At 70.7% G+C, this 14,570-nt stretch carries 12 protein-coding genes; 3 read left to right on the top strand and 9 right to left on the bottom strand.

Annotation, left to right across the window (positions count from 1 at the left end):
- Positions 1–9: 9 nt before the first annotated feature.
- Positions 10–1,491 (top strand): hypothetical protein, encoded by a 1,482-nt coding sequence (locus tag AC069H_RS04270; protein ID WP_478223593.1) that lies wholly within the window; start codon positions 10–12, stop codon positions 1,489–1,491.
- A gap of 43 nt (positions 1,492–1,534) precedes the next feature.
- Here AC069H_RS04270 and AC069H_RS04265 read toward each other — a convergent pair whose 3' ends face one another.
- From AC069H_RS04265 to AC069H_RS04235, 7 genes are all read right to left on the bottom strand, one after another.
- Complete coding sequence (locus tag AC069H_RS04265) at positions 1,535–2,500, bottom strand: glutamate ABC transporter substrate-binding protein (RefSeq protein WP_478223594.1); 966 nt, start codon at positions 2,498–2,500, stop codon at positions 1,535–1,537.
- Positions 2,500–3,894 (bottom strand): hypothetical protein, encoded by a 1,395-nt coding sequence (locus tag AC069H_RS04260; protein WP_478231316.1) that lies wholly within the window; start codon positions 3,892–3,894, stop codon positions 2,500–2,502. Before AC069H_RS04260 ends, AC069H_RS04265 begins: the two co-directional genes overlap by 1 nt.
- A gap of 185 nt (positions 3,895–4,079) precedes the next feature.
- Positions 4,080–5,339 (bottom strand): GAF domain-containing protein, encoded by a 1,260-nt coding sequence (locus AC069H_RS04255; RefSeq protein WP_478223596.1) that lies wholly within the window; start codon positions 5,337–5,339, stop codon positions 4,080–4,082.
- A gap of 71 nt (positions 5,340–5,410) precedes the next feature.
- Positions 5,411–6,283, bottom strand: coding sequence for an ATP-NAD kinase (locus AC069H_RS04250; protein WP_478231315.1), 873 nt, complete (start codon positions 6,281–6,283; stop codon positions 5,411–5,413).
- Positions 6,284–6,665: 382 nt separating this feature from the next.
- Positions 6,666–6,869, bottom strand: a complete 204-nt coding sequence (locus AC069H_RS04245; RefSeq protein WP_005163378.1) for a cold-shock protein — start codon at positions 6,867–6,869, stop codon at positions 6,666–6,668.
- A 248-nt stretch (positions 6,870–7,117) separates the two neighbouring features.
- Positions 7,118–7,288, bottom strand: a complete 171-nt coding sequence (locus tag AC069H_RS04240; protein ID WP_005163371.1) for a hypothetical protein — start codon at positions 7,286–7,288, stop codon at positions 7,118–7,120.
- 257 nt (positions 7,289–7,545) lie between these two features.
- A complete protein-coding gene (locus tag AC069H_RS04235) occupies positions 7,546–9,207 on the bottom strand; it encodes a thiamine pyrophosphate-binding protein (RefSeq protein ID WP_478224422.1) in 1,662 nt (553 codons plus the stop codon).
- A 116-nt stretch (positions 9,208–9,323) separates the two neighbouring features.
- Between AC069H_RS04235 and AC069H_RS04230 the strand changes: the two genes are divergently transcribed.
- On the top strand, positions 9,324–10,610 hold the full coding sequence (locus tag AC069H_RS04230) for a hydroxyacid-oxoacid transhydrogenase (RefSeq protein ID WP_478231314.1): 1,287 nt from the start codon (positions 9,324–9,326) through the stop codon (positions 10,608–10,610).
- Complete coding sequence (locus tag AC069H_RS04225) at positions 10,604–11,023, top strand: acyl-CoA thioesterase (protein WP_478223599.1); 420 nt, start codon at positions 10,604–10,606, stop codon at positions 11,021–11,023. Before AC069H_RS04230 ends, AC069H_RS04225 begins: the two co-directional genes overlap by 7 nt.
- Here the strand turns inward: AC069H_RS04225 and AC069H_RS04220 are convergent.
- Together AC069H_RS04220 and AC069H_RS04215 are read right to left on the bottom strand one after the other, a co-directional pair.
- The gene (locus AC069H_RS04220; protein WP_340686773.1) at positions 10,979–12,715 is read right to left on the bottom strand and encodes an ABC transporter ATP-binding protein; all 1,737 of its coding nucleotides are present in this window, start codon (positions 12,713–12,715) and stop codon (positions 10,979–10,981) included. The two genes, AC069H_RS04225 and AC069H_RS04220, sit on opposite strands and share 45 nt — an antisense overlap.
- Positions 12,712–14,379, bottom strand: a complete 1,668-nt coding sequence (locus AC069H_RS04215) for an ABC transporter ATP-binding protein (RefSeq protein WP_478231313.1) — start codon at positions 14,377–14,379, stop codon at positions 12,712–12,714. Before AC069H_RS04215 ends, AC069H_RS04220 begins: the two co-directional genes overlap by 4 nt.
- Positions 14,380–14,570 lie beyond the last annotated feature (191 nt).

Here is a 14,570-nt window from a genome sequence, read left to right as displayed (position 1 = left end):
GGAGGGACCATGGTCAACGTCGGCCAAGACGACTTCGACAGCAAGTTCTCGGCGATGGGCAACACCGGCCGGACGTACGAGGCCAAGCGGTACTCCGAAACGTACGACGAGGTCAACGCGGGTCCGGGCGGCAACTCCCTTACGGCGAGGCTGACGGCAGAAGCGAAGGCGGGGCAGTACTCGGCCGACCAGGCTGCGGCGCTGGCGCAAGGTCAGCAGTTCCGAGCCGGCCTCGATCCGTCGGACCAGCGCTACGAAGCCGTCCCGCACGGCGAGCTGAAGAACATGGTCACGCAGGACCTCGACCCGCAGGACATCGACGAGAAGGGCGAGCTCTGGAACAACCAGGGCAACTCCCTGAACACCTTCAGCAACGCCGTCCGCGACGCGATCGGCAAAGAGGGCGAGCACTGGCAGGGCGACGGCGCCAAGTCGGTCACCGATTTCTTCTCCAACATCAGCAAGTGGGCCGACACCGCGGGCGACGGCGCGTATCTCGCGTCCAACCGGTTCTCCCAGTCCGCCGCCGCGGCCACCACCGCGAAGAACTCCATGCCCGAAGAGGTCCCCTTCGACCGCAACGCCGAGTACAAGAACGCCCTCAACCAGCTCGCGACGGGGAACCTGGCGGGCGCGGTGGACACGGTCGGCAACATTTCGGCCAAGCAGGAGCAGTCGTTTCAGGCGCACCAGCAGGCCGCGCAGGTGATGCACACCTACGACCAGTCACTCTTCGACGTCAACTCCAAGCAGCCCACGTTCGCCCCGCCGCCGGAAATGGGTGATTCGACGTCGGTGTCCGGGTTCTCCGGGGGTACCGAGGTCAACGGCTTCAGCGGCGGGCCGGGGCCCAACAGCGGTCCTGGGCCAGGGGCGCCCGGGCCGGGTGGTCCGAGCGCGCCGGCGCCGGGGCCCGGGATCACCACGGGTGGCGGGCACACCGGGGTGCCGGCGCCGGGTCAGCCGGTCGGCGGGCAGCCGGGGTCGTTCCGGCCTGGGCCGACGCCGGGGTTGGCGGCGCTGAACACGCCCGGTCCCAGCGGTCTCGGCCGGTTGGGCAGCGAGCAGTATCGCGGCAAGCCCGGCCGGACGACGAGCGGGCCGGGCGGCAGCGCGGCGAACCGGTTGACCAGTGGCGGAGGCGGTGGGTTCGGGCGCAACGGCGGCTCGGGCAACGTCGCCGAGCGGCTCGCGGGCGGCAAGGTTTCGGCCGGTGAGGCCGAGAAGCTCGCGGGCAAGGGCGGCGGGTCCGGGGCGGGCAAGCTGCCGGAGGAGCGGATCACTCGGGGTGGCGCGGCCGCCGCGGGCAAGAGCGGCGGTCCGGGCGCGATGGGTGCCGGCGGCGCTCCTGGCGGCAGGGGGCAGAAGGAAGAGGACAAGGAAAAGAAGGCTCCGAACTACCTGCAGGAGGAGGACGCCGACGTCTTGTTCGGCGGCTACGAAGGCGAAACGAAGCCGGTTCCGCCGGTGATCGGCGAGAAATCCCCCTGAACCGAAGCGGGCCGTTCGGGAGCGAATCCCGAACGGCCCGTTCTCACTTGTACACGGGCGAAGGCGGTGTTCCGCCCTCGAGTTTGTTCCCGATCCATTTCGCGTAGCTCGCCTGCCACGCGCCGCCGCGCACGTTCTCCAGCACGGCGTTCACGAACCGCACCATGTCCTCGTTCTCCTTCGGGACACCGATGCCGTAGTTCTCCTCGGTGAACCGGTCCCCCACGATCTTCAGCGTCGGGTCCTGCGCGAGCATCCCGGCGAGGATGACGTCGTCCGTCGACACGGCCTCGACCTGCTTCTGCTGCAGCATCACCAGGCAGTCCGACCAGTTGTCCACCGAGACCGGCACCGGCTTCGACGGATCCGCCGCGATCTTCGTCAGCGAGGTCGACGTCTTGGTCGCGCACACCCGCCGCCCCGCGAGGTCCGACAGCTGGGCGACCTTCGACCCGGATTCGACCAGGATCCGTTGCCCCGCTTGGTAATACGCGGTCGAGAAGTTGACCTTCTTCAGCCGGCTGCAGGTGATGCTGTAGGTCCGCACCACGATGTCGACCTGCTTCTTCTCGAGCACTTCTTCCCGCAGTTTCGACGGGATCGCCCGGAACTGCACGCGCCCTTCCGCGCTGCCGAAGATCGCCTTCGCGATCTCGTTGACCAAGTCGATGTCGAAGCCTTCGAGCTGGCCAGACGTCGGATTCCGGAAACCGAACAGGAACGTCGTCTGGTCGACCCCCGCGACGAGCTTGCCGTTCTCCTTGATCTTCGCCATCGTCGAGCCATTGGCGATCGACGTGCCGTTGGTCGGCCGCAGGCTCGCCAACGGGTTGCAGGTCGTGTCGGTCGTTCCGCCACCGCCGGCGTTGTCGGCGCCGCCGACGTTCGCGGGCAGCGGCGGCGCGACCTCGCCGACGGGAGCCGGGTCGACCGGCGCCCCCGCGCTGCCACAAGCCGTCGCCAGCACCAAGACCGCGCCGAGCACGGCCGTTCGCAGACCGTTCCGCATCACCGGTACTCCCTCAGCCGTTCACGGATTCCCAACGCGGACCCCGCCGCCGCGATCAGCGCCAGCACCGCGATCCCCGGCGCGAGCAGGGTCAGCGCGCGTTCGGCGCCGCGGGTGTCGTCGAGGAATTCCTGCCGTCCCACGTTGATCGCGGCCACCAGGTTCTCGTCGAGCCGCAAGAACGCCCTGGCGGCACCGTCCTGCTTGTCGTCACGGATGGCGGTGTCGACGGCGTCCTGGTAGGAGCCGTCGTCGTCCTGCCTCCGCACTTGACCGTGCGCCTTGAACCAGGCCGACGCCGCTTGGATGGCCGCGTCCACCTTGTCCGCGGCCGCGCCGCCCGCGGCGAGACCGCGGGCCTCGCCCAGCAGGCCGCCCTGGCCGTCCGTCCCGCCGAGTTGCCCGGCGAGATCGATGAAGTCCTTTTCGTACGCCGCGCCGTCGCCCCGGGCGACGAGGGTCAGCGTTTCGTCGGCTCGTGCCTGCAGCGCCGCGATCCGGGCGCGGACGAGGACGTCCACCTGGTGCGAGCCGTCTTCTTCACCGCTGCCGACGAGGGAGCTCTGCACGATCAGCGCGACCGCTCCCCACAGCAGGGCCACCACCATCGACACCGTCGCGACGACCAGCCCGACGTTCAGCAGCCGGTTGGTCTTCCGCGTCAGGTGCACCTGGGTGACGATCAGCGCGGCGAGCAGGGCGAGCACCAAAGCCGTTGCCAGCCAAGGGAATCCGGTCGCGTCGTCCTGTTCGGCGGCGAGCCGGTCGGTGTCGATGCGGTACAGATCCTGAGCGGCGGGAAGGATTTTCGCCCGCATCAGCTCGGACGCTTCCCGCAGATACGAGGCACCGACGGGGAAACCCTGCCGGTTGTAGGTGCGCGCGGTCTCGATCAGTCCTGTATAGACGGGGATTTCGCGGCCGAGGGTGTTGATCCGCTCCGCCGCTTCGTCGACGCCGGAGGAGTCCGATGCCGCCTTCGCCAGCGCTGCCCCGGCCTCCGCGATGTCGCGTTCGTACCGCTGGCGCATCGGGAGCGGCTCGGTGCCGATGGAGAGGAACGAACTGGCCGCCGTCGCGTCGGCGTCCGAAAGCGCGCGGTAGACCTGTTGCGCGGCGGCGGCGAGCGGTTCGCGGTGGTCGATCAGGCCGTTGATCGTGTCCTTCTTGTCCTGCGCGGCCAGCGTGCCGAACAGGCCGGCGACCAGCGACAGCAGGACGAGCCCGATCGCGATCACCGACAGCCTGCCCGGCGTGGTCGCCGCGGACCGGACGATCGCGCGGATCCCGTTGCCCGGCAGTTCGAGCAGCCCGGCGATCCCTCCGCGACCTCCCGGCGCAGGGGGCGGCTCGGGGCTCCCCGGCGGCCCCTGCCGGGTCACTGTGCTCGTCATCGCCGATCCTCCCCATTGGCTCTACCCGCAAAGAAGGTATCCGAGTCGGGATCAGCGCAGCCAGTGACACCGGTGTGTGTCATCGGCACGTGATCTCCCGGCGGTGTCAGAGGCCTTTTTTCAGGCCGTACCGCACGATTGCGCACACCGATCGACGGCGCGACACTCGCCACCGCGAGCGAGATTCAACCCCGGACGGCGGGCGCGACCGAATGCGGGAGCACCTCACCCTCGGACGGCCGCTCCACGACGACCTCGACGTCGTCGTCGAACCGGTACGGCCTCGCCAGCAGGAACCCGCCGAAATGCCGTCGCATCCTGGACATCTCCGCGCGGACGGTGACGGTGCGGCCGGCGTCGCCGAAGAGGTCGCGCGACAGTTCCGACGCCGACCTGCCTTCGCGATGCCGCGCGAGGACGTACAGCATCTCCGCGTGCCGCGGGCTCAGCCGATGCGACCAGGTCCCCGCCGCGCCCGAGACGCGCAGCGTGCTTTCCCGCGACGACCTCAGATCGAGTACGACCCGCGTCGGCGGCGCGTCCTCCTCATCGGTGAGCCGGACGAGCCAGCCGCCGGGCAGCGGCTCCAGCAGGCATTCGCCGTAGGTCGGCAGCCAGGTGCGGCCCGGAGCGGCGCCGTTCGGCAGCGCGATCCGGCCGACCGGCACGAGACCGGCCGAGGCCGCGATCCAACCGTGCGGGTCGGCGATGACCGCCCGGCCCTTCACCTTGGCGAGCAGCGGCGTGGCCAGACCGCGCAGCCGTTCGAGATCCGAGAGATGGGTGGTGCGCAGATGCGCTTCGGCGAGCTTCGCGACCGTATCGACCAGGGCGAGGGTCGTCGGGTGCACGGTGGAGGCCGGTCCGGAGAGGTCGACGACGCCGAGCAGCCTGCCGTCCCTCGGATCGTGCAGCGGCGCGGCGGCGCAGGTCCAGTCGTGCTGGTTGCTGACGTAGTGCTCGGCCGAGTAGACCTGGACCGGATGCCGGGCGACCAGCGCCGTGCCGATGGCGTTGGTGCCCGCGGCGCGCTCGTGCCAGTCGACCCCTTCGACGAACCCGAGCCCGTCGGCGCGGCGGCGGACCGCGGTGCTGCCGTCACGCCAGAGGACACGGCCGTCCGCGTCGACGACGGCCATGATGTGCGCGGCCTGCTCGGCGAGGCTGATCAGGCCGCCGCGCAGAACGGGGAGGACGGCCGCGAGGCCGCTCTCGCGACGGCGGGATTCCAGCTGGTCCGGAGTGAGCGCGGACGACGGCGAGCCGCGGTCCGGGTCCAGGCCGAGCCGCCGCATACGCTGCCAGGACGCGCCGATGACCGCTCGCGGAGCACTCGGGAGCGTAGTCCCGGCGAGCGCCGCCTCACGTACCTCGGCGAGGGCACGCGCGTGCCGCCGCGGGTCCGCGCCGACCGGCAGCGCCGCCTCCAGCTGCACCTGGCCCACTCCTTTGCTCTGTCAGGCCAGTGTGCCCGGACGTCCCGGGGAGCGGAAGGTCTCTGTGACCTGGGCGCGGTCTACCCGGGGAACGGCGCGTCCGCGAGGCGGGGCGTGGGAACGGCCTCCGCGGGCTTCCGGCCCAGCAGCAGACCGGTCCTGGTGGCCTCGGCCATCACCGCGCGGACGTCGACGCACCACGGGCCGTCGGGCTTCAGCTCCACGAAAGCGCTCTCTCCCGGCTTGAGCACGAAATGCGGTTGGCCGTCGAGCGCGATGGAGCCACCGGCGGCGGCGAGGTCGACGCGGACCCCCGCGTGCAGCACGCTCCAGCCCCGGACGCCCACCGCCCGGACCTCGCCGGGCGCGATCGGCGCCTGCACGACGTACGGCGCCTCGTCGACCGGCCCGAGCGAGACGGCGACACCGTCCACAGTGGACTTCGGACTGGGGCACAGCCGTCCGGGGATACTCGACAGCCCGACCCCGTCCGGGACGGCGAACGTGCAGTACAGCTCGGTCAGCGACGCGGGGTCCCACCGGCTCTCCGAGCACACGCTGACGTCGGTCAGCGCGATCTCGCGGCGGGCCTTCGTGACGACCTCGAGCACGGTCGCGCGGTTCGTGACCAGGTCAGTGTCCACCTGATGGGTGGCCACCAGCCCGGCGGCGAGCCCGGCGACGGTGGATTCGTCGGCACCTCCGGCGGGCAACATCAGCAGCGGCACGTCACCGCAGGCGGCCGCCGCCGCCCGCATCATGGTCTCGTTGCCCAGGCAGATGATCACGCTGGCACCCGCGTCCACCATCCGGCGGACGGTGCCGATGATCTTCCCCGCGTCGGTCCACACCATCACGCGGCCGACGCCGGCCACCCTCAGTGCCGAACGCAGGCTCTGGATGTCACGCTCCGAAGCGGGGTTCGCCACGATCCCCGCAACCGCTTCGCCCACATGTCCTCCGCTGCCGCGCCAAGTCCCTACAAGGAAACGACGTCCGCGCCACGAAAGAAAGAGTTGCACGAGGTTGCATCACAAAGCCACCGCGGCGGAGGAAGGCGACCGGCAGGATCACCAGGGCGGCCAACGCGGCGAAAGCGGCATGCTCCGGCGTGAGGTCCTTGAGCACCGGATGCCGCAGCAACGTGCCCGCGAACCACACGAGCGGGGCGAGAATCAGTGCCACTCCGCAGTAGGTTCTGGGCGGTGCGCGGGTGGCGGCGGACGGCTCGCGGCGGAACCCCGGCCGCGGTCGTGTCGTCCGGTCAGTCACGAGCCCGAAAAGCAGCAGGGCCGCCTCCCCGAGGGGATGACGGCCCTGCTTGGAAAACCTGGATCAGATCACGGTGACCGAGGTGGCCTGCGGACCCTTCGCGCCCTGCCCGATCTCGAACTCCACGCGGGCGTTCTCCTCGAGGGTACGGAAGCCGTTGCCCTTGATCTCGCTGTAGTGCACGAAGACGTCGCCGCCGCCGTTGTCGGGAGTGATGAAGCCGAACCCCTTCTCGGAGTTGAACCACTTCACAGTGCCCTGAGTCATAAAATCTCCATATGCAACACAAACAAACAGGAAGCCACGTCGGCAGCCCGGGTCATGACCAGACGGTTTGCTTCCCCGGAAACACGAGGAGACACTACGCCCGCTGAGTTCTGCGAGCGTGAACCAACACGAACACAAAAAACGAGACCTGAAACAGTAAAGCACACCTCACGCAGGCCGACAAGCGTCGTCACCCGGGTGTGCCCGGACGCACTGTACCTCTCCCGGCGGAGGCTCCTCCGGCCGGGCTATTCGCCGCTGGCGGCGCGCAGGGGTACCTCGGCACCGAACGGCGAACGGCGCAACGCCTCCCGGTTCGTGGCCACGACGGCGATGTCGTGGGTCTCGGCGTCCGCGCTGAACAGCACCGGCACCACGCCGGAAACGGACTTGTCCTGTGGCTTCGTTTCGTCAGCCATGTTTTCTCCCAGTGTCAACACAACGCTCTAAGTACTGCGTGCCAACAACTTCACCGGTGATCGTTCCGGTCCATATCGGACCCTCGGTGTTGCCGCGATTGTGCCACGGCCGACCGACAAAATCCGGTCTCCGCGACCGAAAGTCGGCCGAGTCGTCACCGGTTTCCCTCCTTTTGGAGCAGGTGAAGGCGGCGCCACAAGGGTTTCTGTGTATCCCCTGAGAAAAAGTACCGCCCGTTAGTCGGCGCGGCGGACTCCTACTGACCTCCCTGCTGCGGCCTCGCGGCGCCCAGCAGGGTCGTCAGCCGGATGTCCGGGGTCACCACGTCCGGATCCGTCCTGATGTCGATCACGCACGGTCGTTGCCGCACCAGCGCGCTCGCGATGATCGGCTCCAGCTCCTCACGGTCGTCCACGGTGTACCCGGCGGCGCCGAGCCCGCGTGCCCACGACGCGAAGTCGGTGATGGGGACGGTGACCCCCGAAAGCCGTCCGTGCTTACGCGCCTGGTGCACGGCGAGCGGGCCGTGCACACCGTTCTGGAACACCAGGACGGTCACCGGAACGCGGTAACGGACGGCGGTCTCGATCTCCTGCCCGGTCATGAGCGCGCCGCCGTCGCCCGCCATCGCGATGACCGTCCGGCGTGGTTCGGCGAGTTTCGCCGCGACCGCCGCGGGGACCGCGTAGCCCATGGCCGCGTTGCTCGGCCCGAGCTGGCTGCGCGGCGCGGTGAAGCACCAGTAGCGGTGCATGAACTGGGCGAAGTTGCCCGCGTCGCTGGTCACGATCGCGTCCTCGGGCGCGAGTTTGCGCACCGCCCGGATCACGTCCGCGGGGTGGACGCGGGTGGCGCCGCTGGTGTCGGGCGGCGTCATGAAGGTGTGCACGGCGGCGTTCGCGGCCGACGCGCGCCGCTGCCGCGGCGAGGCGACATTGCGCAGTTCACGCAGGAAGGGCTCGACCTCGGAGTCGACCCGGAAGGTCAGCCCGCCGCGGCGGGCGGGTTCGATCCCCGTGCCCACCAGCACCAGCGTCTGCGACGGCGTCGGGTAGCGAAAGGACTGTGTGGTGACCTCGTCGAGCTGCGTGCCCAGCGCGAGCACGAGGTCCGCGCGCTCCAGCGCGTCGAGCTGCCGCGCGGGGATGCCGATGCCGAGGTGGCCGGCGTAGCGCGCGTGGTTCTCCGGGAAGGCGTCCTGACGGCGGAACGCGTTGTACACCGGCAGCGCGAGCTCGTCGGCGACGGCGATCAGCTCGTCCCGCGCCGCGCGGGCCCGGCCGCCGACGATCACCACCGGGTAGCGGGCCTCGTCGACCAGTTGCGCGACCGCCTCGGCGGTCCGGCCGAGCGCGCCGGTGGCGGGCGGGCGCACGGCGGCGACCGGTTTGGCCGAATCGAACGGGACGCCCCAGAAATCGGCGGGGACGGCGACGACGGTGGGCCCCGGCCGCCCTTCCCGGCAGCGGGTCAGCGCCTCGACCAGCAGGCCGGGGACCTCGTCTGGCGATTCCGCGCGACCGGTCCACTTCGAGATCGGCTCGAACATCGCGGTCAGGTCGGCGGTGGGCAGCTCGCTCGTCGGGCCGGGATCCTGCGGCGGGTTCTCCAGGAGGACGACCATCGGGCTCTCGTCCTGGTACGCCGTCGAAACGCCGATCGCGAGGTTCGCCGCGCTCGGGCCGCGGCCCGCCAGCAGCACCGCGGGGTGCTCGGTCAGCTTGCCTTCGGCCTCGGCCATGAAGGCAGCGCCGGAGTCGTGTCTCGCCGAGACGAAGGTGATCGAGCGATCGCGTTGCAGCGCGTCGAGCAGATCCAGGAAGGACTCACCCACCACCGCGTACACGCGGTGGATCTGCGCCTCGGTCAGGATCCTCACGGCCGTCTGGGCGACGGACGCTCCCGGTTGGTATCTAATGAGAAGAGCTTAGGCGGGCGGTGATCGGTGCCGTCAAGCGATCTTCCGATTCCGGCAACCCCGGAGCGGCGGAATGTCCGATATTCGGAACGTGTTCGAGCAAGGGAGCACGAAACGTGACCTCAGCCACCGCCGGACGTGAAACTGTTTTCACCTACGGGGCACCGGCCTTGAAATACGGCACCGGGTCGAGCGACGAGATCGGCTACGACCTCACTCAGTACGGCGCGCGCCGGGTGCTCGTCCTGACCGACGCGGGTGTCGCCGCGACGGGCTGGCCACAACGGATCGCCGAAGGTATCGAAACCTATGGCATCGAAGCCGTCGTCTTCGACGGCGTGCACGTCGAGCCGACCGACGTCAGCATGCGGAAGGCCGTCGACTTCGCCCGCGGGCAGGGCGAGTGGGACGCCTTCGTCGCCGTGGGTGGCGGGTCGGCCATCGACACCGCCAAGGCGGTGAATCTGTTGACCAGCAACGACGGCGACCTGATGGACTACGTCAACGCGCCGGTCGGTGGCGGCCGCGCGCCGAGCTCGCCGCTGAAACCGCTGGTCGCGGTGCCGACCACCACCGGGACGGGCTCGGAGAGCACGACGGTCTGCGTGCTGGACGTGTTGTCACTGCGCGTGAAGAGCGGCATCAGCCATCTCCGGATGCGCCCGAGCCTCGCCGTGGTCGACCCGCGGCTGACGGTCTCGCAGCCGCCGGAGGTCACCGCCGCGAGCGGGATGGACATCCTTTGCCACGCCGCGGAGAGCTACACGGCCAAGCCGTACACCGAGTTCGACCGGAAGCGGCCGGAGGACCGGGTCCCTTACTGTGGCTCGAATCCGCTGGCCGACATGTTCGCCGAGCAGTCGCTGCGGCTGCTGTCGTGGGCGCTGCCCGCGGCCGTGCGGGACGGCGCCGACATGAAGGCGCGCGAGGCGATGGCGCTCGCGGCGACGTTCGCCGGGCTCGGCTTCGGCAACGCCGGCGTGCACATCCCGCACGCCAACGCGTATCCGATCGCCGGGCAGGTCCGGGACTTCCATCCGTCCGGGTATCCGGGCGACGAAGCGATGGTGCCGCACGGGATGGCGGTCTCGCTGACCGCGCCGGCGGCGTTCCGGTTCACCTTCGACGCCGCGCCGGACCGGCACATCCGGGTGGCGCGGCTGCTCGCGCCGGACTACGAATGGCCGGGCGATCTGCGTGACCACCTGCCCGCGGTGCTGGGACAGATCATGCGGGAGATCGGGATCCCCAACGGGATCGGCGCCGTCGGCTACACCGAGTCCGATGTGGACTCACTGGTTTCCGGCACGGTGAAACAACAACGGCTGCTGGCGACGGCCCCGCGCGAGGCGTCCGAAGCCGACCTCGCCGTCATCCTGCGGGAATCGGTGACGCTGTGGTGAACGCCGAGTACCCGCACTGGCAGACGGTTCCGTTGCGGTGGAAGGACAACGACGTCTACGGGCACGTCAACAACGTCGTCCACTACTCGGTGATGGACACCGTGATCAACACGTGGCTGATCGAACGCGGCGGCCTCGACATCGAAACCGGTGAGGTCATCGGGCTGTGCGTGGAATCGCAGTGCAAGTACCACGCTTCGGTGTCGTTCCCGGGTGAACTCGAGGTCGGCCTGCGGGTGGGCCATCTCGGCCGGTCCAGCGTCCGCTACGAGGTCGGGATGTACTCGAAGGAGACGGTGATCGCGGAAGGGCACTTCGTGCACGTCTTCGTCGATCGCGGATCCCGGCGGCCGGTCCCCGTCGAAGGTCTACTCAGGAGCGCGCTGGAAGAACTGCGCGCTGGGCTGGGGTAGCCGCGGCGACCACGCGTGCATGAGCTGGGCGTAGCGCGTAGACCGGTCCATGAGTTCGACGTGGGTGCCGAGTGCGGTCTCCTTGCCGTCCATCACCAGGACCCGGTCCGCGCGCAACGCCGACGACAGCCGGTGCGCGATCACCACCAGCACCCCGCCCCGCTCGGCGAACGCCCGTTCCGCACGGGCTTCGGCGGGCGGGTCGAGGTGCGACGTCGCCTCGTCGAGGATGACGACGCCCGCGTCGCTCGCGTAGACGCGGGCGAGCGCGATCAGCTGCGCTTCGCCGGCGGACAGCGTGCCGTGCCCGATCTCGCCGTCGAGCCCGCCCAGCCGCGTGACCAGCGGTTCCGCGCCGACGGCCGCCACCGCCGCCAGCAGTTCGCCGTCCATCGCGGTCTGTGCGAACAGGCCGACGTTGTCCCGCACGGACCCCGCGAAGACGTAGGCCTCCTGCGGGATCAGCGCGATCATCCGGTGCCGCAGCGCCGCCGGGACCTCCCGGACCGGCACCCCGCCGAGCAGCACCCGGCCACCCCGCGGTTCGAGCATTCCGGTCAGGAGCCCGGCCAGGGTCGACTTGCCGATACCGCTCGGCCCCACGACCGCGAGCCGCTCGCCGGGCCGCAGGTGCAGGTCGAGTCCCCGCACCACCGGTTGCGCGGCCGCGCCCCAGCTGAAGGTCAGGTCGCGCACGTAGATCGCGGTCCCGTCGGGTTCCGCCGTGCCGTCGGGTTCGGGCTCGGCCTCGGCGGTCTCCGCGAGCCGCCGCAGCGCGACGATCAGCCGCAGCACCACGGTGCTCGCGGTCGCGGCCAGCCCGCGCAACGCCGGCTGCATCGTCGTCGCGAGGTAGACGAGCGCCCCGAGCGCGGCCCCGGCCGTGAGCACCCCGTCCCTGACCATGCCCGGCGCCACCAGCAACGCCAGGAGCAGCGGCACGAACCCGCCGGTCGCGATCACCACCGTCCTGGCCGCCCCGGACCTCGCCACCCGCACGGCCGCCGCGGCCTGTGTGTCGATGGCGTCGTAGAGCTCCAGCGCGGCAAGAGGTTCCGCGCCGCAGGCGACGACGTCGCGCATACCGGACAGCGACGCGCCCGCGACCTCGGCGGTCCGCTCGTCGGCCAGCGCCAGCGCGCGCTGACGACGGGCCAGCGACGGGAGCAGGCAGGCGAACACCGCGACCGCGACCACGACCGGGATCGCGACGATCAACGCGAGCGAACCGGCGACGGTGAACAGCCCGGCCAGCGCCGCCACCGTCGTCACGATCATCCCGCGCGCCTGCACCAGAAGCCCGGCCGTGGCGTCGCGGACCACTTCGACGTGCTGGGTGATACGGGCGACGCCGCTGGCGTCCGGCTGGTTCCGCGGCGGCGCCGGATCGTGCAGGACCCCGCGCACGACGGCCGTCACCAGCGCGTCGCGCAACGGCTCGACGACCTTGCCGAGCTGATGCCACACCAGGCGCGAGCCGAACGCGCCGATCACGGCGACCAGCCCGAAGACCGCGAGCCAACGCAGTCCGGTGCCTGGCCGATCCGCGGCAAACCCCTCGTCAACCGCGAGTTCGACCAGGCGACCGGACAAGAACGCGGGTGCGCTTTCCAGTACGGAGCAGGCCAGCAGGACCAGCCCGCCACGCCACTGCCCGGCCAGCGCCGAGCGGTAGAGCCCCCAGACGCTCACTGCGCGCCCTCGGTGAAGACGGCTCGATAAGCAGGATTCCGCCACAGCCCGTCATGCGTGCCGACCGCGCGGACGCGGCCGTCTTCCAGCCACACCACCGTGTCCGCCCGCGACGCGGTGGCCGCGCGATGGGTCACCACCACCCGGGTCCGGCCGGGGAGCGTGCGTTCGATCGCCTCTTCGACCGCGGCTTCGGTGACCGTGTCGAGGCTGGCGGTGGCGTCGTCGAGGATGAGCACCCGCGGCGCGTGCGCGATCGCGCGTGCCAGCCCGATCCGCTGCGCCTCCCCACCGGAAAGCGGCGTCTCCGAAAGAGGCGTCTTGTACCCGTCCGGCAGCCGGACGATCAGGTCGTCGACCTGCGTGGACCGGCAGGCGGCGCGCACGGCGGCCTCGCCTGCCCACGAGCCGTAGCCGACGGCGTCACCGATGGTCGCCCCGAGCAGCGCGGGCCGTTCGAAGGCGAACCCGACGACCGCGCGGAGCTCGTTCGGCCGCAGCCGCTCCAGCGGGCGGCCGTCGAGCAGCGCCGCCCCCTGGTCCGGGGACAGCAGTCCGCCGAGAACGTTGACCAGCGCGGACTTCCCCGAACCGGATCGCCCGACGACCGCGGTGAACCGGCCGCCCGGCACGAGCAGGTCGACGTCGGCCAACGCGCCTTCGACGGTGACGCCGCGCAATTCGAGCTTGCCCCGCCCGGGGGCGACGCCGAGGTCGCCCGGTTCGGGGACCGGCGAGTCCAGCACCTCGTTGATCCGCCGCGCACACGACCGCGCGCGGGAAAGTGTGGTGAGCAAAGGGATCTGGGTGATCAGCCCCATGCCGAGCGCGACGTAGCCGAGCGCCGCGAGGACCTGGCCGACGGTCAGCCTGCCTTCCAGCACACCGAAACCGGCGGCGACGAGCACCGCGAGTTCGACCGCGGGCAGCAGCAGACCCGAGCGCCACACCATCTTGGCCTGGGTGCGCCACATCCCGCGGCCGGCGAGACTCAGCTTCGGCAGCGGCCGCAGGACGCGTTCGGCCTCGCGATCGGCGGTGCCCGACGCGGCGATCGTGCGGAGGCCGGCGACGGCGTCGACCATCCTCGCCGCGAGTTCGCCGGACACCTCTTGATAGGTCAGGACGTCGTCCGCGGTGTTCTTCAGATGGGTGCGCGCGAGCATCAGGCCGAACGGGATGCTGCCGAGGAAGACGAGCGCGAGCCGCCAGTCCATCAGCGCGAGCAGGACGACGGCTCCGCCGGAGATCAGGGTGGTCGACCCGAGCTGGACGACGACCGAGGCGACCATTCCCGCGCCGGTGCAGTCACCGGTGAGCCTGCTGATCGCGTCACCGTCGGCGAAGGTCGATCGGGTGCCGAGCGCGAGATAGCGGTCGGCGAGTTTCCGGCGCAGCCAGGCGGTCGCGGACGCGGTCATCCGCGCGGTGAGGATGCCGCCGATCAGGCCGACGGCGATTTCGGTGACACCGAGGACGATCAGCCAGGAGACCTCGGGAAGGCTGGGCCGCCCGGCCACCACGGCGTCCACCGCGGCGGCGAGCGCGCCGGGCAGCAGCAGCCCCGCCACCGTCCCGGCGAGCGCGCTGAGGATCAGCGCGATCAGGCGGGGGCGGTCGAGCAGGGTCACGGTGACCAGCAGCCGATCGGCGGAACCCGCCATCCCACTCCTAAGTTCCTTGGTTCAGGGGCTCTTCCCGGCATGCGCTGACAGTTCGGTCGGGTGGGTCGTGGGGGGGGGGGTGGGGTTTTCCCCCCCCCCCCCCCCCCCCCCCCCCCCCCCCCCCCCCCCCCCCCCCCCCCCCCCCCCCCCCCCTCCCTCCGGGGGCGGCTCGCGGTCGTCTAAAAACAAAC

It is taken from the genome of Amycolatopsis sp. NPDC043887 (assembly GCF_056435665.1).
This window is presented reverse-complemented; position numbering and strand designations above follow the sequence as displayed.